General features: G+C 58.0%; 17 protein-coding genes. 9 read left to right on the forward strand and 8 right to left on the reverse strand.

Features of this window, described 5'->3' with window-relative positions; all coding sequences use genetic code 11:
* The first annotated feature begins 57 nt into the window (after nt 1-57).
* Nucleotides 58-1,398 carry a carbohydrate porin gene (locus I6L58_RS22580; protein WP_088208293.1) on the forward strand — a complete coding sequence of 447 codons (1,341 nt, stop codon included), beginning with the start codon at nt 58-60 and terminating at the stop codon, nt 1,396-1,398.
* A gap of 12 nt (nt 1,399-1,410) precedes the next feature.
* Here I6L58_RS22580 and I6L58_RS22585 read toward each other — a convergent pair whose 3' ends face one another.
* Nucleotides 1,411-2,367 (reverse strand): AraC family transcriptional regulator, encoded by a 957-nt coding sequence (locus I6L58_RS22585; RefSeq protein ID WP_088208294.1) that lies wholly within the window; start codon nt 2,365-2,367, stop codon nt 1,411-1,413.
* A 116-nt stretch (nt 2,368-2,483) separates the two neighbouring features.
* On the opposite strand from I6L58_RS22585, the gene I6L58_RS22590 reads away from it, so the two are divergent.
* The 3 genes from I6L58_RS22590 (at nt 2,484) to I6L58_RS22600 (ending at nt 5,553) form a co-directional block, all read left to right on the forward strand.
* A complete protein-coding gene (locus tag I6L58_RS22590; RefSeq protein ID WP_088208295.1) occupies nt 2,484-3,677 on the forward strand; it encodes an MFS transporter in 1,194 nt (397 codons plus the stop codon).
* A 123-nt stretch (nt 3,678-3,800) separates the two neighbouring features.
* Nucleotides 3,801-4,784 carry a fatty acid desaturase gene (locus I6L58_RS22595; protein WP_088208296.1) on the forward strand — a complete coding sequence of 328 codons (984 nt, stop codon included), beginning with the start codon at nt 3,801-3,803 and terminating at the stop codon, nt 4,782-4,784.
* Entirely contained in the window at nt 4,753-5,553 is an 801-nt protein-coding gene (locus tag I6L58_RS22600) for a phosphate/phosphite/phosphonate ABC transporter substrate-binding protein (RefSeq protein ID WP_176399420.1), read from the forward strand. Before I6L58_RS22595 ends, I6L58_RS22600 begins: the two co-directional genes overlap by 32 nt.
* On the opposite strand, the gene I6L58_RS22605 is transcribed toward I6L58_RS22600, so the two are convergent.
* On the reverse strand, nt 5,533-7,836 hold the full coding sequence (locus I6L58_RS22605; RefSeq protein WP_088208298.1) for an FdhF/YdeP family oxidoreductase: 2,304 nt from the start codon (nt 7,834-7,836) through the stop codon (nt 5,533-5,535). The two genes, I6L58_RS22600 and I6L58_RS22605, sit on opposite strands and share 21 nt — an antisense overlap.
* Before the next feature lie 184 nt (nt 7,837-8,020).
* Between I6L58_RS22605 and I6L58_RS22610 the strand changes: the two genes are divergently transcribed.
* Genes I6L58_RS22610 through I6L58_RS22620 form a run of 3 tightly spaced genes read left to right on the forward strand, consistent with a single transcriptional unit; the run spans nt 8,021 to nt 10,818 of the window.
* The gene (locus I6L58_RS22610) at nt 8,021-8,833 is read left to right on the forward strand and encodes an ABC transporter ATP-binding protein (RefSeq protein ID WP_088208299.1); all 813 of its coding nucleotides are present in this window, start codon (nt 8,021-8,023) and stop codon (nt 8,831-8,833) included.
* 21 nt (nt 8,834-8,854) lie between these two features.
* The gene (locus I6L58_RS22615) at nt 8,855-9,811 is read left to right on the forward strand and encodes an ABC transporter substrate-binding protein (protein WP_058610234.1); all 957 of its coding nucleotides are present in this window, start codon (nt 8,855-8,857) and stop codon (nt 9,809-9,811) included.
* Nucleotides 9,811-10,818 carry a FecCD family ABC transporter permease gene (locus I6L58_RS22620; RefSeq protein ID WP_058610235.1) on the forward strand — a complete coding sequence of 336 codons (1,008 nt, stop codon included), beginning with the start codon at nt 9,811-9,813 and terminating at the stop codon, nt 10,816-10,818. Before I6L58_RS22615 ends, I6L58_RS22620 begins: the two co-directional genes overlap by 1 nt.
* A 45-nt stretch (nt 10,819-10,863) precedes the next feature.
* On the opposite strand, the gene ychF is transcribed toward I6L58_RS22620, so the two are convergent.
* Nucleotides 10,864-11,958: a redox-regulated ATPase YchF gene (gene ychF / locus I6L58_RS22625; RefSeq protein WP_006175915.1), complete on the reverse strand. Its 1,095-nt coding sequence runs from the start codon at nt 11,956-11,958 to the stop codon at nt 10,864-10,866.
* 126 nt (nt 11,959-12,084) lie between these two features.
* The gene (gene pth / locus I6L58_RS22630) at nt 12,085-12,669 is read right to left on the reverse strand and encodes an aminoacyl-tRNA hydrolase (RefSeq protein WP_006175913.1); all 585 of its coding nucleotides are present in this window, start codon (nt 12,667-12,669) and stop codon (nt 12,085-12,087) included.
* A 273-nt stretch (nt 12,670-12,942) separates the two neighbouring features.
* On the opposite strand from pth, the gene ychH reads away from it, so the two are divergent.
* Nucleotides 12,943-13,218, forward strand: coding sequence for a stress-induced protein YchH (ychH, locus tag I6L58_RS22635; protein ID WP_006175911.1), 276 nt, complete (start codon nt 12,943-12,945; stop codon nt 13,216-13,218).
* 57 nt (nt 13,219-13,275) lie between these two features.
* Here the strand turns inward: ychH and dauA are convergent, their stop codons facing one another.
* From dauA to lolB, 4 genes are all read right to left on the reverse strand, one after another.
* Nucleotides 13,276-14,955: a C4-dicarboxylic acid transporter DauA gene (gene dauA / locus I6L58_RS22640; RefSeq protein ID WP_058610236.1), complete on the reverse strand. Its 1,680-nt coding sequence runs from the start codon at nt 14,953-14,955 to the stop codon at nt 13,276-13,278.
* Between the two features lie 124 nt (nt 14,956-15,079).
* Complete coding sequence (prs, locus tag I6L58_RS22645) at nt 15,080-16,027, reverse strand: ribose-phosphate diphosphokinase (RefSeq protein WP_003856663.1); 948 nt, start codon at nt 16,025-16,027, stop codon at nt 15,080-15,082.
* A 123-nt stretch (nt 16,028-16,150) separates the two neighbouring features.
* Nucleotides 16,151-17,020: a 4-(cytidine 5'-diphospho)-2-C-methyl-D-erythritol kinase gene (ispE, locus tag I6L58_RS22650; protein WP_058610237.1), complete on the reverse strand. Its 870-nt coding sequence runs from the start codon at nt 17,018-17,020 to the stop codon at nt 16,151-16,153.
* The gene (lolB, locus tag I6L58_RS22655) at nt 17,017-17,628 is read right to left on the reverse strand and encodes a lipoprotein insertase outer membrane protein LolB (protein ID WP_006175902.1); all 612 of its coding nucleotides are present in this window, start codon (nt 17,626-17,628) and stop codon (nt 17,017-17,019) included. The genes ispE and lolB overlap by 4 nt, the downstream gene beginning before the upstream one ends.
* A gap of 200 nt (nt 17,629-17,828) precedes the next feature.
* On the opposite strand from lolB, the gene hemA reads away from it, so the two are divergent.
* Nucleotides 17,829-19,085 (forward strand): glutamyl-tRNA reductase, encoded by a 1,257-nt coding sequence (hemA, locus tag I6L58_RS22660; RefSeq protein ID WP_042319992.1) that lies wholly within the window; start codon nt 17,829-17,831, stop codon nt 19,083-19,085.
* The last annotated feature ends 36 nt before the right edge of the window (nt 19,086-19,121 follow it).

Genomic DNA, 19,121 nt, shown 5'->3' on the forward strand with positions numbered 1-19,121 from the left:
ACGAAATGTGGAGGCTCAACCTTTTGGGTATTCACTTTTATTATCAGGATGGATTCTATGAGATTAAAAAAACGGGTTATCCTCATGGGCGCGCTTTATTCAGGCTCATTGTTCGCGGCGCAGCCGACAACAAGTATTGAAGACAAACTGGCGCAGCTGGAAGCGCAAATTCAGGAGCTTAAGCAACAGCAGCAGGCGGCGGCATCCCAGGCCACCCGCGTGGTCGTGCAATCCGAAGAACCCGTAAACAAGGCGGAACCGCCAAAACTGACGTTATCTGGCTACGGCGATATTAAATTTTACGGTGACGTCGAACTTAATATGGATGCCGCCAGTAAAACCGGCAGTCTGACCTCTATTAGACGTAGCGCGAATAGCGACTGGGCACCCGGGGATAATGAGCGATGGGATATTAATGGCCGTATTTTACTCGGCTTTGACGGCTACCGGAAAATGGATAACGGAAATTACGCGGGCTTTTCCGTTCAGCCTCTCGGTGATTTAGCCGGGCAAATGTACCTCGATGATGCCGCGTTTTACTTTGGTCAGCAAAATGACTGGGAGATAAAAGTCGGGCGTTTTGAAGCCTACGATATGTTCCCGCTCAATCAGGATACCTTCGTTGAATATTCAGGCAACACCGCAGACGATCTCTACAGTGACGGATACGGCTATATCTACATGCTGAAAGAGGGGCGTGGGCGTGCCGACAGCGGCGGTAATTTCATGCTGAGCAAGACCCAGGATAACTGGTATTTCGAGCTCAACACGCTGCTGAAAGACGGCAGCGATCTGTTTGTCGACCAGCGTTATCACGGGGCTGAGCTTGAAAACGATAAAAATGTGGCCTACATCCGCCCGGTTATCGCCTGGCAGAACGGTCCATTCTCAACTGCGATAGCCATGGAATCTAACCTGGTGAATAACGCCTATGGCTATCGCGACAGCAGCGGTCAATGGATCGATCAATCCGATCGTACCGGTTACGGTTTTACAATGACCTGGGATGGGCTCAAAACGGATGCGGAAAACGGCGTTGTGGTCAACCTCAACACGGCCTACCTGGATGCTGCGGACGAAACAGATTTCACCAGCGCCATCAACGGGCTGTGGCGTAACGTTGAGCTGGGCTACATCTATGCACACAATGAGATCGACCAATTCAACACCTCAACGTTCGACGCCGAGTGCGAGAACGACTGCTGGATCACCGATCCGGGAGAATATGACATTCATACCATCCATGCGTCATATCTGATCCCTAACGTGATGAAGATGAAGAATTTCAATATCTACCTCGGGGCCTATGCGTCATGGGTTAACGCCACTCCGAAAGAGGGCGACGCCAATAACGATGAGCGCTACGGCGGTCGCGTTCGCTTCAAATACTACTTCTGATAATGCCTGCGGTCAGGCTTCTTCCGGGGCCTGACTGCTGTCCCGCAGCGTGCCCGGCGCATGGCCGACAATCCGCTTAAATGCCCGGCTAAATGCTGCCAGCGAGCCGTAACCAAGACGCAGCGCCACCGTTTCAATGGGCTGATGTTCGTGGCGGATGTACTGAATCGCCAGCCGCATTCTCAGCTCGCTCAGGTATTTCGCCGGGGTCGTTCCCGTGGCGGCCAGGAAACGTTCCGCAAATACCGAGCGGGACGTTCCGGCCTCTTTTGCCAGCTCCGCCACGCTCCAGTTCACGCCGGGCTGCTGATGCATGGCGTAAATCGCCCGGCTCAGACGCGGATCCCGTAAGACCTGCACCCAGCCAGTGGCCTTTCCGCATCCGGCTTCAACCCAGCCGCGCACGATCAGCGCCGCTACCACGTCGGCAAGGCGCGCGAGGATCCCGGCGAAACCGACCTGCCGGGTCATGGATTCACGCTCCATGGCCGCCAGCAGAGGGTGGATCTCCGGCCAGGTCGACATCAACCGGCTCACCATCATCACCTCCGGCATCGCTTTGATCAGCGGCTGCATCCCGCCCAGCTCAAAATCCATGCATCCGCTGAAGATGATGGTGTGCTCACTTTCCGGACAGGGTTGGCAGGTGATGGCGCACACCGAATTGCAGATAGGCTCGCTTGGGAAGGCGCTCACCGGCGTGATGGTTGCCTGCTCGTCCGAGAGAAGGGCATGTGCGTTGCCGTTGGGGATAAACAGCGCATCGCCGCCGCTCAGCGCAAAGCTCGCGCCGCTTTCCATCCGTAACAGGGCTTTGCCGTGGCTGACGAAATGGAACTGGGCTTTACCGGGCGCCTGATGAAAGGCCACGCCAAACGGCGCGCTGGCCTCAATGCGGCGGTACTTCACCCCGGACAGGCGCATACCGCGCAACAACTCGCTGATCAAATCGGGTGACTGAACGGTCATCGGCACAACTCCGGACGCATAATCAATAAGTGGGGATTATATGTCATAGATCGTCCAGGGGGAACGCTCTATGCTTTTGCGACATTAGTCACATTTTTATAACGGGAGTACAACAGATGAGTGCATGTGTCGCGGCGAGAGAGGCGCAGGCCCCCGCAAAACCGGCCTGGCGAGCCGTCTGGTCACTGGGGTTAGGGGTGTTTGGCTTGATTACGGCAGAGTTCCTGCCGGCCAGCCTGCTGACACCCATGGCCGCGAGCCTGAGTGTTACGGAGGGGATGGCCGGACAAGCGGTGACCGCAACGGCGATTGTCGCGCTGGTCACAGGGCTGCTGATTACCCCGGCCACCAAAAATATCGACCGGCGTTGGGTGCTGATGTTCTTCTCGGTGCTGCAAATTATCTCCAGCCTGCTGGTGGCCTTCGCGCCCACGCTGAACGTCATGCTGATGGGGCGTCTGCTGTTGGGCATTGCTATTGGCGGATTCTGGGCAATGTCCACCGCCACGGCGATGCGGCTGGTGCCTGCGGAGCACGTGCCGAAGGCGCTGGCGGTGATTTTCTCCAGCGTCTCGGTGGCGACGGTGGTTGCCGCGCCGCTCGGCAGCTATCTCGGCAGCCTGATTGGCTGGCGCAACGTGTTTATCCTCTGCATTCTGCCGAGCATGCTGGCGCTGCTGTGGCAGCTTTGGGTTCTGCCATCAATGAAGCCGGAGAGCAGCGGCAGTCTGGCGACGTTGTTCCGCGTGCTGCGCCGCCCGGGGATGGTCGGGGGGATGCTGGCGACCATTCTTATTTTCAGCGGCCATTTTGCCTTCTTCACCTACCTGCGCCCGTTCCTTGAAACGGTCGGCCAGGCGAGCGTTGAGAGCGTTTCCCTGATCCTGCTGGGCTTTGGGCTTGCCAATTTTGTCGGGACATCGATTGCCGGGCATCTGCTGGCGCGCAACCTGCGGCTCACGCTGGCGCTGGTGCCGTTCGTCATGGGCGTGCTGGCGCTCACGATGGTGGCATTTGGACATCTGGCGATGCTGGACGGGCTGCTGGTTGCGCTGTGGGGCTTTGCCTTCGGTCTGGTGCCGGTTGGCTGGTCAACCTGGCTTGCCACAACGGTGCCTGACGAAGCCGAAAGCGCCGGGGGGCTGCTGGTAGCATCCATTCAGTTTGCCATTGGCGCAGGTGCCGCGGGCGGTGGGGCGATCTTCGATCTCAACGGGGCCAGCGGCGTCTTCGCCGGAAGCGGCCTGCTGCTGGTGAGCGCGATGGTGATTGTGCTGATGGCCGTCAACGTGGCAGATAAGCGTGCCTGACGCCGGGGCGCGATAAACACCGCGCGATTCTGGCAAAGCAAAGCGATTTAAGTTCGTTGTTATTTCAGGCGCTATCCCGGATTGTCAGCGCAGTGTGCCACTGTCGGGATAGCGTCTGAAGCCATGGGAAACTACTTACACGCGCAGCAGCGAAAGCATATTGACCACCTTGCCCGTCGCTGGCTGTGGCGAAGCGAGCTGCCGACCTGGATACTGATTATCGTCATCTACGGCGGCTGGTTTGCGACGCTGACGTTCTGGCGCACGCTGGGTTTAATACCGGCCACGCTGCTGCTGATTGGCTTTACCGCCTGGTATATGTCGCTCCAGCATGAGCTGATCCACGGACATCCCACGCGCTTTGCCCGGCTCAACCAGCTTTTCGGCACGCTACCGCTGGCGGTGTGGTTTCCCTACGGCCTGTATCGCGATTCCCACCTTGCTCACCATCGTAACGATTACCTGACCGTGCCTGTCGACGATCCGGAGTCTTACTACTTCACCGACCGGAGATGGGCGCGCCTTTTGCCGTGGCAGAAAAAAATCATTCTTGTACGCAATACCTTCACGGGCAGATTGCTGCTGGGGCCGCTGCTGGATATTACCCTGACGCTGAACGGTGCGGCGAGGGCGTTTGGTCAACGCCACTGGCGCTCAATCATGATGTGGATGGTGCACGGCGTACTGCTGGCTGGGCTCTTTACCTGGATGGCGCAGCGCGATTTCTCCCCCGTCTGGTTCGTACTGGCGGTCAGCTATCCGGCGCTGGCCCTGACGAAGGTTCGTTCTTTCTTAGAACATCGCGCGGCGCACGATCCTCTGGCACGTTCGGTGATAAACGAGGCCGGCGGGTTCTGGCGGGTGCTGTTTCTCAATCTCAACTACCATTCAGTACATCACGATTTGCCGGGCGTGCCCTGGTATGGCCTCAGAGCGATCTACGCGCACAGTCGTGACGAGTACCAGCAGCGCAATCAGGGTTTTGTGGTCAAGGGCTATGGTCAGTGGTTGCGCCAGTTCTGGAACACGCCGGTGGATGTCACCGTCCATCCGGGAAACCAAAAAGAGGATCGTTATGAGTCGTCCTGTCGCGTTTCCGATGTATGACATCGATCGGGACAATACCGAGGCCCTGACGCGGGCGGTCATTGCGCTTTTACAGGAACGCGGCGTCGCGACAGGCGATGTCAAGCCAGAACCGCCGCCTGATGACCTGCTGGCCCACTGGCAACAGCCGGGTCTGCTCCTGAGCCAGACCTGCGGATATCCCCTGATGACGGCGCTGCCGCAGGTGCAGGTCGTCGGCTGTTTTCACTATGCGGCACCGGGCTGCGAGGGCCTGCATTACCGTAGCTTTCTGGTGGTACGCGACGAAGATAAACACTGCCAGCTTGCGGATTATCGCCATCGCCGGGCGGTATATAACTCTGCGGACTCGCAGTCTGGCTACAATGCGCTGATGAAAAGGGTGGCCCCTCTCGCGGTTAACGGCCATTTTTTCTCAGACGCGACCGCCAGCGGTAGCCACCGCCAGTCGCTTATCAGGCTAAAGCAGGGGGCAGGGGATATTGCCGCCATCGACTGCGTAACCTGGGCGCTGTTGCAACGTCATGAACCGCAGCTGCTGGCGGGGCTGTCCATTATCGGTCACACCCCGTTGACGCCGGGTTTACCGCTTATCACGGGGCGCGACACCCCAGCCGACAGGCTATTCGCTCTCCGCGATGCGCTGCATACGCTGGTGAGCGCCGAACACTATCGGGCGATCTGCGCGGGGGCGCTCATCCAGGGGTTTAGCGCCGTTACGCGCCAGCCGTATCACGCGCTAATCGGCTGGCGTGAGGACGCGGCAGCATCAGGCGTTATTTTGCGTTAAAGGCCGAATCTCCTTTGAGCGCAGCGTGACGCGAATGGGCACCGACTTATAGGAGGGCGTGCCGCTGTCCTTATCGAGATAGTCCAGCGGGACCAGCACGTTGGCCTCCGGGTAGTAGGCCCCGACGGAACCGCTGGCGATGCTGTAGGCCACTACCGTGATATCCTCCAGGCGCTGCTGATTGCCAGGAAGTGCGGTGGTGATATCCACGCGGTCGCCGTGCTCAAGGCCCCGCTTTTCCATATCCTCTTCGTTCATAAATAACACGTCGCGGCGTCCAAATACGCCCCGGTAACGGTCGTCGAGGGCATAGATGGTGGTGTTGTACTGGTCGTGGCTGCGAAGCGTAATCAGGCGCAGGACGTTATCCCCTTCGCCTTTGGCATTCTCGTCGACGCCGTCAAACACCGAAAACATCGCCTTGCCAGTTACGGTCGGCCAGACGCGCTCGGTGGGCGGCAGCGGCATACGAAAACCGCCCGGAATGCGGATACGGGCGTTGTACTGTTCAAAGCCGGGGATGGTCCGCTCGATCAGATCCCGAATTCTGTCGTAGTCAGCCACCAGCTCCGCCCACCCGACCTGACTGTCAGGCAGCGTGGCGCTGGCCATGCCTGCCACAATTGCCGGTTCGGAGAGCAGATGCGGCGAGGCGGGTTTCAGCTTGCCGGACGACGCATGCACCATCGACATTGAATCTTCCACGGTGATCGACTGCCGCCCGGTGCGCTGCATGTCCAGCTCCGTGCGCCCGAGGCACGGCAGGATCCAGGTCTCTTTCGCGACCAGCAGGTGCGTGCGGTTGAGCTTGGTGCCAACGTGAACGCTAAGTTCCAGCTTCTGCATGGCGGGAAAGGCCTGCTGATGGTCGGGCATGGCCACGGCAAAATTGCCGCCGAGGCAGATCAGCGCTTTGGCTTCCCCGGCGATCATTGCCTGCGTCGCCATTACCGCGTCGTGCCCATGTTTCGCCGGGGGCGTAAAACCAAATTCCGCCTCCAGACGTGAAAGAAACGCGGCCGTTGGCTTCTCGGTAATGCCCACGGTACGATTTCCCTGCACGTTGGAGTGCCCGCGCAGGGGACAAATGCCGGCGCCGGGCTTACCGATATTGCCGCGCATCAGCAGCAGGTCGGCAATGAGGCGCACGTTGGCGGTGCCTTTGTTGTGCTGGGTAATGCCCATGCCGTAGGTAATGATGGTGGCGTTGGATTTGGCGTAGGCCTGCGCCACGCCCAGCAGATCCTGACGATCTAAGCCTGATTCCAGCTCAATGGCCTCCCAGCTTGTCGCCTGAATATCGGCGGCGAATGCCTCAAAACCCTGGGTATGCGTGTCGATAAATTCCCGGTCGAGCACGCCGCCTTGCTCTGCTTCAATGTGCAGAAGATGTTTTGCTATGCCCTTAAGCGCCGCTGCATCGCCTCCGGCTTTCACCTGGAAGTAGGTTGATGCAATGTCCGTTGAACCGTACGTCGCCATCTCGACCACGCTTTGCGGATCGGCAAAGCGCTCCAGCGCCCGCTCGCGAAGCGGGTTAAACACAATAATCGGCACGCCGCGGCGGGAGAGTTCGTGCAGAGTGCCCATCATCCGCGGGTGGTTGGTGCCCGGATTATGGCCCATCGAGATAACCAGCTCGGTGTTATCAAAATCGTTGAGCGAAACGGTGCCTTTGCCAATCCCAATGGAACGCGGCAGACCGGTGCTGGTGGCTTCGTGGCACATGTTGGAACAATCCGGGAAATTATTAGTTCCCAGTTCACGGGCAAAAAGCTGAAGTAAATAAGCAGCCTCATTCGACGCGCGCCCCGAGGTATAAAACTCCACGGCGTCCGGATCGAGCGCGCGCAGTTTCTCACCAATCTGCGCAAAGGCCTGCTGCCACTCTATGGGGCGGAATGTATCACTCCCCCGGTCGTAAACCAGCGGATGCGTCAGGCGACCGTAGCCTTCCAGTTCGTAATCGCTTTTCGCCAGCAGCGAGCTGACGGTATTGGCGGCAAAGAATTCGGGCGTCACGCGTTTGTTTGTCGCTTCCCAGGTGACGGCTTTAGCGCCATTTTCACAGAACTGGAAGGTGGACTTGTGCTCTTTATCCGGCCACGCGCAGCCGGGACAGTCAAAACCGTCGGGCTGGTTAGTGCGAAGCAGGGTGGCAGGCGCTTCCAGGGTGTCCATTTGCGTGCGCACGGCAATCGCCGTCGCTTTCAGCGCGCCCCAGCCGCCGGCAGGACCGTTGTAGTGGCGAATGCCGGGAACCGGGCGGTATTTCTTGTTCATCAGGACTCCTGCTGTGCGGTATGTCATTCAATTCTACACCTCGTTTATTAACCTAATGACAACAAAAAAACATCATTTAACGAGAAACGAGGCAAGCACAAGAGGGTTGTTAATTGTTATGTTATAACATATATTTCTCGACGCGTTTTAAACTGGCTTTTCGTTGAAGTAAAAGGATCACCCCATGTCCGTTTCCGTCCATCGCCTGTCATCAGGCAGTGTTGATAACGTGCTCGACGTCACCATCCAGGCGTTATCCAGCCCTGGCGGCACGACGCTGCTGTCAGACGTCTGTTTTGAAGCCAGAGCCGGAGAGTGCCTGGCCGTCATCGGCCCTAACGGCAGCGGTAAAACCTCGCTGCTACGGGCGATCGGAAGCGAGCTGACGCACCTGAAAGGTGACATCCGCCTGATGGGGCGCACCGTAACTGCGTTGACTCGCCAGCAGCGGGCAAAACAGGTTGCCGTGCTCTCCCAGCACGACGCGCCGGATTTGAGGCTCTCGGTTGAGGATTACGTCGCCCTTGGACGTATACCGCATGCGGGCGATGCCCCGCGACATATCCATGACGCCATCGTCGACGACGCCATCCGCGAAACCGGGCTGCAGCGGCTGCGTGAACGATCGCTGTTTGCACTTTCGGGCGGTGAACGCCAGCGCGCGGCGCTGGCGCGGGTGCTTGCCCAGACGCCAAAACTGGTGCTGCTGGATGAGCCGACCAACCATCTTGATCCTCCGGGGCGGGTGGAACTGCTGTCGCTGGTGAAAAGCAAGGGCATCACCGTTGTGGCGGTTCTGCATGATTTGACCCTGGCGGAGTCTTTTGCCGACCGCATTCTTCTGCTGTCCCGGGGGCGGTCGGTGGTCTGTGACGTGCCTGAAAAGGTGCTGGTGTCTGAGCATCTCTATCCCATATTTGGGCTAACCAGCTTTACCGTAGCGCATCCGCATACCGGGAAATCGCTGCGTATTTTTGACGTTCCGCGCTATGCGTGAACCCTGTGTTGAGAACCTGCTATGAAAAACCTTGTAATCGCGCTGACGCTGATGGCGTCGGCCCACGCCGCGAGCGCCGCGGATTTTCCCGTTACCGTTGAAAGCTGCGGAACACCGATCACCTTCTCCGCGCCGCCGAAGCGGGCAATCATTAACGATCTAAATATGGCGGAGATGGCCTTTGCGCTGCATCTGCAGGATCGCATCGTCGGGCTGACCGGGATCAGCGGCTGGTACAAAATGACCCCGGACTTCCGGCAGGCGATGGGGACGATCCCCGAGCTGGCGCCGAAATACCCGTCGCTGGAAACTCTGCTGGCCGCCGAGCCTGATTTCTTCTTTGCTGGCTGGAACTACGGCATGAAGGTCGGCGGGGAAGTGACTCCCGCGACGCTGGCGAAATACGGCGTGAAGACTTTTGTGCTGAGTGAAAGCTGCGTCTTTACCGCAGCCCACAAAAAGAAGGCCACCATGGACCTGCTCTATGGCGACGTCCTGACGCTGGGACGCATTTTCGGTAAGCGAAATGAAGCGCAAACGCTGGTCGAGGGCTGGAAACAGCGGCTGAGCGCATTGCCGAAACCGGCAACGGGCGCGCGGCCCCTGAAGGTCTTTGTCTATGATTCCGGGGAGGACAAGCCGTTTACCAGCGGACGATACGCGATGCCAACGGCGATTATCGAGGCGGCGGGCGGCAAAAACGCGATGGAGGCGCTGGATATCAGCTGGGGCACCACCTCCTGGGAAAACGTCGCGGCAAGCGAGCCGGATGTTATTATTCTGCTGGATTACCAGACCGGAAGCGGGGCGGACGCGCTGCGCCGCGTGCTGGAAAATCATCCGCTTATGAAGATGACGCCGGCGGTAAAACAGGGGCGCTACCTTAAACTTCAGTACGCCGAGCTGACTCCGGGACCGGCGAATATCGCGGCGGTTGAAAAACTGGCCCGGACGCTCTACCCGCAGGCCAGGAAGTAATGCGCATCCCGTACCGCTACCACTGGGCGCTGGGGAGCGCCATGCTGGTGCTGCTCGGGCTGATGGCGCTCAGCGTGGCAACGGGCACCGTTACGCTCACGCTGGGGCAGGTTCTGGGTGCCCTGGGGCTGGCGGATGTCCCGGTATCGGAGATGGTGACCCGCATTGTGGTTGACCTTAGGCTGCCCAGAACGCTCCTCGCCGCCCTGACGGGCGCGGGGCTGGCCATGGTCGGCGCGCTACTGCAGACCACAACGCGCAATGATTTGGCCGATCCGTTTCTGTTCGGGCTTTCCTCCGGCGCGTCGGCAGGCGCGGTGCTGGTGATCACCCGCTTTGGCGACCGGTTGGGCGCGTTGACGCTCCCCGCATCGGCCTTCGCCGGGGGCATCTGTTCGGCGGTTGCCGTCATGCTGCTGTTTCACTTCAAAAAGCAGCGTGGGGCGGAACATCTGGTGCTTTGCGGGCTGGCGATCTCTTTTCTCTTTGGCGCGCTGACCAGCTATCTCATTTTTTCTGGCGATCAGCGTGCGGCCAGCTCGGTGCTGTTCTGGTCGCTGGGCGGGCTGGGGCTGGCGTCGTGGAGCAACCTGCCTTTCGCTGTCTTGAGCGTGCTGCTGCTGGGCGGGTTCGTCCTGCTGCGATGGCGCGCGCTGGACGGCATTCTGGCCGGGGAGCAAACGGCGCTCTCCCTTGGGATCAACGTCAGCCGCCTGCGGGGCGAAATTTTCCTTTGCTGCGCTCTGGCGACCTCTTTTCTGGTGGCACTGACCGGGGTGATCGGCTTTGTCGGCCTGATGGTGCCGCACCTGTGCCGCCACGTGGCGGGCGTAAGGCATTTACTGCTGCTTCCCCTGTGCGGAGTGTGGGGAGCTGTGCTGTTGTGCGGGGGAGATATCGCCAGCCGGACGGTACTGGCCCCGCAGGAGTTGCCGATCGGCATTATCACCGCCGGGATAGGCGGGGCGTTTATTATTGTGCTGCTGACGCGCAATACGCCGCGATAAAAAAAATCCACGCCGTGGCGTGGATTTTCTCGTGAAACGGTAACGTCAGACGTTGAACAGGAAGTTCATCACGTCGCCATCTTTTACGATGTAGTCTTTACCTTCCGCACGCATCTTACCGGCTTCTTTCGCGCCTTGCTCACCCTTGTAGGTGATGAAGTCTTCAAACGCGATAGTCTGTGCGCGGATAAAACCTTTCTCGAAGTCGGTGTGGATCTTACCTGCCGCCTGCGGAGCCGTTGCACCAACAGGAATGGTCCAGGCACGCACTTCTTTCACGCCAGCGGTGAAGTAGGTTTGCAGGTTCAGCAGCTCGTAGCCCGCGCGGATCACGCGGTTCAGGCCCGGCTCTTCCAGACCCAGCTCGGCCATGAACTCGTCACGGTCGGCATCGTCCAGTTCTGCAATATCAGATTCAACGGCTGCACACACGGCAACCACCACAGAGCCTTCCGCCGCGGCGATTTCGCGCACTTTGTCCAGGTATGGGTTGTTCTCGAAACCGTCTTCGTTGACGTTAGCGATATACATGGTTGGCTTCAGGGTCAGGAAGCTCAGGTATTTGATTGCCGCCTTATCTTCTTCCGTCAGGTTTTTCAGCGCGCGCAGCATGCCAGCATTTTCCAGCTGTGGCAGGCATTTTTCCAGCGCGGCCAGCTCGGCCTTCGCGTCTTTATCGCCGCCTTTGGCTTTTTTCTGCACGCGGTGAATCGCGCGCTCGCAGGTGTCGAGGTCAGACAGCGCCAGCTCGGTGTTGATCACGTCGATGTCGTCAGCCGGATCCACTTTATTGTTAACGTGGATGATGTTGTCGTTTTCAAAGCAACGCACAACGTGGCCGATCGCTTCGGTTTCGCGGATGTTGGTCAGGAACTGGTTACCCAGGCCTTCGCCTTTGGACGCCCCTTTCACCAGGCCCGCGATGTCCACGAATTCCATGGTGGTAGGCAGAATGCGCTGCGGCTTAACGATTTCCGCAAGCTGATCGAGACGCGGGTCGGGCATTGGAACGACGCCGGTGTTGGGTTCGATGGTACAGAACGGGAAGTTCGCCGCTTCGATACCCGCTTTGGTAAGCGCATTAAACAGGGTGGATTTGCCCACGTTTGGCAGACCGACGATACCGCATTTGAATCCCATTTCTAAATCACCTTAATATCTTGATAATCAATCCGTTAGCGTTAACCGATTGAAGAAAAGTAAATAACTACGCCTATTATACACGTAACCCGCACGGTGCGCGGTAAAAATGCCAAACGGCGCGGATTATTGCGCTTTAAAGGCATGAAGACGGTTCGTTGCCTTTGTTAAGCCATCCTGCAGCCAGATCTCGGTGCAACGCACGGCTTCGTCTACCGCCTCGTCAATTAATTTTTGCTCTGAAACCGGGGGTTTACCGAGCACAAAGCCAACAACTTTGTTTTTATCGCCCGGATGGCCGATTCCCACGCGCAAACGGTGGAAATTGGGATTATTGCCCAGCTTGCTGATGATGTCTTTCAGACCATTATGGCCGCCGTGACCGCCGCCGAGTTTGAACTTTGCCACGCCCGGCGGCAGATCCAGCTCATCGTGGGCAACCAGAATTTCATCCGGATTGATGCGATAAAACGTCGCCATCGCCGCGACCGCTTTTCCGCTCAGGTTCATAAAGGTGGTAGGCACCAGCAGACGCACGTCCGCACCGGCAAGGTTGATGCGCGAGGTGTAGCCGTAGAATTTCGGCTCTTCTCGAAGGGGAGCACGTAATCGTTCAGCCAGCAGGTCGACGTACCAGGCACCCGCGTTATGGCGGGTGGCCGCATACTCTGCGCCTGGGTTAGCAAGGCCGACAATCAGTTTAATCGTCACGATTCATTTCCTAATGGGTTCTGGATCCGGGGCGTAGTTTACTGTCTGGCGAGGCGCTTGACAAAGTTCTGCGCCAGGAACGCCAAAAGATGAATAATTGCGGATCTGAACCATTAGAATTTCAAGCTGTTCAGGGGCTTATTTGTAAACTTTTGTCTGGGCATGTTCCGTAAATGTGATCATTCACTCAACTCATATAAGCCCTGTTGTCTATACTTTACACACAAGGAATAGGGACTTATTCCCTACAACCCAAGGTTCCGGAGGTGACACATGAAACGCAAAAACGCTTCGTTACTCGGTAACGTGCTGATGGGGTTGGGACTGTTCGTGATGGTAGCCGGTGTGGGTTATTCTATTTTAAACCAATTGCCGCAGCTTGACCTCCCGCAATACTTCGCGCATGGCGCGGTGCTGAGCATTTTCCTCGGTGCGGTGTTGTGGCTGGCAGGTGCTCGCGTCAGCGGCCATGAGCAGGTGAGCGACCGATACTGGTGGGTGCGCCATTATGATAAACGATGCCGCCGCGACCAGCATAAGCACAGCTAACAGAACGGATTTAAGAATATGCGAACGACTCCTTTCGGAGTCGTTTTTTTTTATGGATTACAGATCGGCTAATGCGGCGTCACGGTTAGGATAAAAGGCGAGGCGGCCAGGGATCGGCTGTACGCCCGCGCGCGCCATGGTGCGCAGCGGCTGAAACTCAAGGTTGCTTATCCGCAGCTCGCAGCCTTCCGGCAGACGGGCAACAAAGCGCTGGAAGGCATCAAGACCGCCAGCATCCAGTACCGGGACGGCATCCCACTTCAGCACCACAATGCGTTTGCCCGCGATGCGCGATTCCAGCTCGCTGAACAGCCCCTCTGCGGCGGCAAAGAACAGCGGGCCGATCACGCGCAGCACCAGCACATCGTCAGGCACTTCAACGTTAACCGCTGAAAGGCGCGTCATCTGCGCGATGCGGCGCATAAACAGCAGCGAGGCCAGCACAATGCCAACGCTGATGGCGATCACCATATCGAACAGCACGGTCAGCGACATACAGATCAGCATGACGATGATGTCGTCTTTCGGCGCACGACGCAGCAGGTTCACGACCTTATGCGCCTCACTCATGTTCCAGGCGACCATCAGCAGCAGGGCGGCCATGGCGGAAAGCGGCAGCCAGGAGAGCAGCGGGGCGAGGATCAGCAGGGCCATGATCACAAGCACAGAGTGAATGACCGCTGAAACCGGTGACGTTGCACCTGCGCGGACGTTCGCGGCAGAACGGGCAATCGCCGCCGTAGCGGTAATGCCCCCGAAGAACGGCGCAATGATATTTCCCAGGCCCTGGCCGACCAGCTCGCTGTTCGCTTTATGTTTGGTGCCGGTCATGCCATCCAGCACGACGGCGCACAACAGCGATTCAATCGCCCCCAGCATCGCCATCGAGAACGCGGCAGGCAGCAGCGATTGCAGAGAATCCCAGCTCAGGGTAAAGCTCGAGCCGGGCATGTCCCACGGCAGCACCAGCTGCGGCAACAGTTGTGGGATGCCGTTACCCTGTGAGCCGTCTGCCAGAATATAGTGGAACTGCGAGCCGATGGTCGCGACGTGGCCGCCGAGCAGATTCACGACGCCCATCACCGCGCAGCCCAACAGCAGGGCAGGCAGATGCCCCGGAAGGCGAATCCCCAAACGCGGCCAGACGATCAGCGTGCCGAGGGTCACAATCCCGATGGCGGCGTCGCCCAAATTAGCCGTTGGCAGCGCAATAAACAGCGCGCCCACTTTCTGCAAATAGTGTTCCGGGACATGCGCCATCTGCAGGCCGAGGAAATCCTTGATCTGCATGGTCCCGATGGTGATACCAATCCCTGAGGTGAACCCCAGCGTCACGGAAAGGGGAATATATTCAATCAGGCGGCCAAAGCGGGCCAGACCGAACAGAATGAGAAAGACGCCGGACATCAGGGTGGCGACCAGCAGCCCTGCCAGACCAAACTGCTGAGAAACCGGATAGAGGATCACCACAAAGGCGGCGGTGGGACCAGACACGCTAAAGCGCGACCCGCCGGTCAGGGCAATCACAATCCCGGCAACGGCCGAGGTGTACAGCCCGTACTGCGGCGCGACGCCGCTACCAATCGCCAGCGCCATTGCCAGCGGGATGGCAATAATGCCGACGGTAATCCCGGCAATCAGGTCACGGACAAAGCGTGACGAGGTGTATTTCTCTTTCCAACAGGCGTCGATGAGGGCGCGAAAGGGAAGAATATGTGAGGAAGTGACGTTTTTCACAATTATCTATCATCCGTGTGCGCATCATCTGTCATATAAATGGCAGGTGAAGGAGGCATTAGTCATACAAATAAAATACAGAGACAAAAAAACCCGCCGCAGCGGGTTTTTCGGCCGTGTTCGATTAGTGTTCGAACATTGCAGAGATGGATTCTTCGTTGCTGATACGACGAATCGCTTCTGCCAGCATCCCGGACAGAGTCAAGGTGCGCACGTTTGGCAGCGCTTTGATCTCGTCGCTCAGTGGGATGGTATCGCACACCACAACTTCGTCGATAACGGAGTTGCGGAGATTATTCACCGCATTACCGGAGAAGATCGGGTGAGTCGCGTAGGCGAATACGCGTTTAGCACCACGCTCTTTCAGCGCTTCCGCCGCTTTACACAGCGTACCGCCGGTATCGATCATGTCATCAACCAGCACGCAGTCGCGACCAGCAACGTCACCGATGATGTGCATCACCTGAGAAACGTTAGCGCGCGGACGACGTTTGTCGATGATCGCCATGTCGGTATCGTTCAGCAGCTTGGCGATGGCACGGGCACGTACCACACCGCCGATATCCGGAGAAACCACGATTGGGTTGTCCAGGTTCAGCTGCAGCATGTCTTCCAGCAGGATTGGGCTGCCGAATACGTTATCAACCGGAACATCGAAGAAGCCCTGAATCTGCTCTGCGTGCAGGTCAACGGTCAGAACGCGGTCAACGCCCACGCTTGAGAGGAAGTCAGCAACCACTTTTGCGGTGATAGGTACACGCGCGGAACGGACGCGACGGTCCTGGCGAGCATAGCCGAAGTAAGGGATTACAGCAGTGATACGTCCTGCAGAAGCACGGCGCAGGGCATCGACCATAACAACCAGTTCCATCAGGTTGTCGTTGGTTGGAGCACAGGTGGACTGGATGATGAAAATATCACCACCGCGTACATTTTCATTGATTTGTACGCTGACTTCGCCGTCGCTAAAGCGACCTACAGCGGCGTCGCCGAGGGAAGTGTACAGGCGGTTGGCAATACGTTGTGCTAGTTCCGGGGTGGCGTTACCAGCAAAAAGCTTCATATCAGGCACGAGATAACCTCAGGCATGCGTCCAGTGGTGGATAGCTTCGCCGCAAACTGCGGGGCCTAAGCGAAAGCTATCCAGGCGGTGTATTAAAGAGCGCGATGCAACGTCTGGAACAGGGTGACGTTGTCACCGAAACTCAGTCTGCGCCAGAATGGCATGCTGTAGCGGGGAGGTATTCATCCCGCGCGCTACAAAACCATGCAGCCAAACCGGCGCTTGCTCAAGCACCTGACGAGCGGCGGACTCGGTGTCAAATTCAGCAAAGACACAAGCCCCTGTGCCAGTCAGGCGCGACGGCGCGTATTCTAACAGCCAGGAAAGCACGGCATCAACCTCGCGAAAACGTTTTCTTGCGATAACCTCGCAATCGTTGCTGAATTCACATTTTAATAACGTTTCTATTGACCGTGTCGGGGTATTTCGCGGCAGGTCCGGATCGTTGAAGATGACGGGCGTGGGAATGCTCACGCCAGGATGGGCAATCAGATACCACTTTTCCGGCGGCTCTACCGGCGAGAGCACTTCGCCCACGCCTTCTGCAAATGCGGCATGGCCCCGCACAAACACCGGGACATCTGCGCCCAGCGTCAACCCCAGAGTCGCCAGTTCGTCTTTCGACAGGCCACAGCCCCAGAGATGATTTAACGCCACCAGAATCGTTGCCGCGTTGGAAGACCCACCCCCCAGGCCGCCGCCCATGGGCAGACGCTTCACAATGCTAATATCTGCTCCGCTTCCGGAAGGTAAACGCCCGGTGTCGTGCGCTGCCTTCATCAGCAGACGCGCGGCGCGCACAATCAGGTTATCTTCCTGTTCCACGCCGTCCACCGGCGTGAGCAGGCAGATCTGCCCGTCCTGACGCAGGTCGATGGTTATTGTGTCGCCGTAATCGACAAACTGAAACAGCGTTTGCAGGGTGTGATACCCGTCAGCTCGCCGCCCGGTAATGTATAAAAACAGGTTCAGTTTTGCTGGAGAGGGCCACTGGGTCATCATTTCACGATCCAGTTGTCCATTTTCAGCTTGATGCGCTGGCTCCCCTGCGTCAGCTCCATATTTGACGGCAGTGACGGCTGCGTTTTGCTGTCATAGGCGCTGTACACTACTTTCCAGCTTTTGCCGTTCTGGGTGTAGTTCACCTGGCTCAGACGGTATTGATCGTCAAGGGTGTAATCCGTCGCCTCGCCCGGCAGGCCCAGGATCCACTGGCGCAGGCTGTTGAGCGGGATCGGCATCCCGGTCAGCTTGCCAATCATCTCTTCTGCATCGGTCGCGGTGTAGTGCTGGCCTTTGTTGTCGGTGATCTGCGCTTCACCCGGTTTAGCAATAAGCTCCAGCTCGGTGCTGCCAAGCGGGTTCAGCAGCAGCAGGCGATAGTGGTCCTGCCCGGTTTGCTGCCAGAAGAAGCGTGCATACACTTTTTGATCGTCGGAGAGATAGGCAAACGCACCGCGCGTCTGGTACTGACTCAGTTTCAGCACGTCCTGCTGGTGCTGACGCCACTGGGGTGAGTCAGGGCTTTTGCCCGGCCCTTTAGGAGGGGTGATAGAACACGCGGTCAGAACCAGGGCCGCCAGAGGCAGCAGGCGAATCAGTCGGGTCATAATGATGACAAATCCTTGAGATAAGTTGCAGTTATAACTGTTAATGCTAGCGTCCCGCAGTGGCAGCGTCTACGTTCAAATTGTCTCAAAGCGCGTTGTAAGCTATTACTCCGAAAGGATGCGGTCTCTTTTATTGATCTCGCGCATCCTGTATGATGCGACCTGCTAACCTTATTAACGCTGGTACTACTCCCGCTCACATGACCCTATTAGCACTCGGCATTAACCACAAAACGGCCCCGGTTTCGCTGCGAGAACGCGTTACGTTTTCGCCGGATACGCTCGACCTGGCGCTGGACAGCCTGCTTGCACAGCCGATGGTGCAGGGGGGCGTGGTACTCTCGACGTGCAACCGTACCGAGCTTTATCTGAGCGTAGAAGAGCAGGACAACCTGCATGAAGCGCTGATCCGCTGGCTTTGCGACTACCACAACCTTAACGAAGAAGAGCTGCGCAACAGTTTGTACTGGCATCAGGACAACGACGCGGTCAGCCACCTGATGCGCGTGGCCAGCGGTCTCGATTCGCTGGTGTTGGGCGAGCCACAGATCCTCGGTCAGGTGAAAAAAGCGTTTGCGGATTCACATAAAGGGCATCTTAAGGCCAGCGAACTGGAACGCATGTTCCAGAAATCATTCTCCGTGGCGAAGCGTGTGCGAACCGAAACCGACATTGGTGCCAGTGCGGTTTCTGTTGCTTTCGCCGCCTGTACCCTGGCGCGCCAAATCTTTGAGTCGTTATCGACCGTGACGGTGCTGCTGGTGGGCGCGGGTGAAACCATAGAACTTGTGGCGCGACACCTTCGCGAACACAAAGTGAAAAAGATGATTATTGCCAACCGCACCCGTGAACGCGCGCAGGTTCTGGCGGAAGAAGTGGGTGCCGAGGTGATTGCGCTGAGCGACATCGATGAACGCCTGAAAGAGGCAGACATCATCATCAGTTCTACCGCCAGCCCGCTGCCGATCATTGGCAAGGGGATGGTGGAACGCGCGCTGAAATCCCGCCGTAATCAGCCGATGCTGCTGGTGGACATCGCCGTCCCGCGCGATGTCGAACCTGAAGTCGGCAAACTGGCAAACGCCTATCTCTACAGCGTGGACGATCTGCAAAGCATCATTTCGCACAACCTCGCCCAGCGTAAAGCGGCGGCGGTGCAGGCGGAAACCATTGTTGAGCAGGAAACCAGCGAGTTTATGGCCTGGCTGCGCGCGCAAAGCGTCAGCGAGACCATCCGCGACTATCGCGGACAGGCCGAACAGGTGCGTGATGACCTGACGGCTAAAGCGTTGGCTGCCCTTGAACAGGGCGGAGACGCAAGCGCTATCATGCAGGATCTGGCCTGGAAACTGACCAACCGCCTGATCCATGCACCAACCAAATCACTTCAGCAGGCCGCCCGGGACGGGGATGATGAACGCCTGACTATTCTGCGCAACAGCCTCGGGCTGGAATAGCGCCCTATACCCATTTTCCATTACAAGGTGCACTTA

Source organism: Enterobacter cancerogenus, from assembly GCF_019047785.1.
GTDB lineage: Bacteria > Pseudomonadota > Gammaproteobacteria > Enterobacterales > Enterobacteriaceae > Enterobacter > Enterobacter cancerogenus.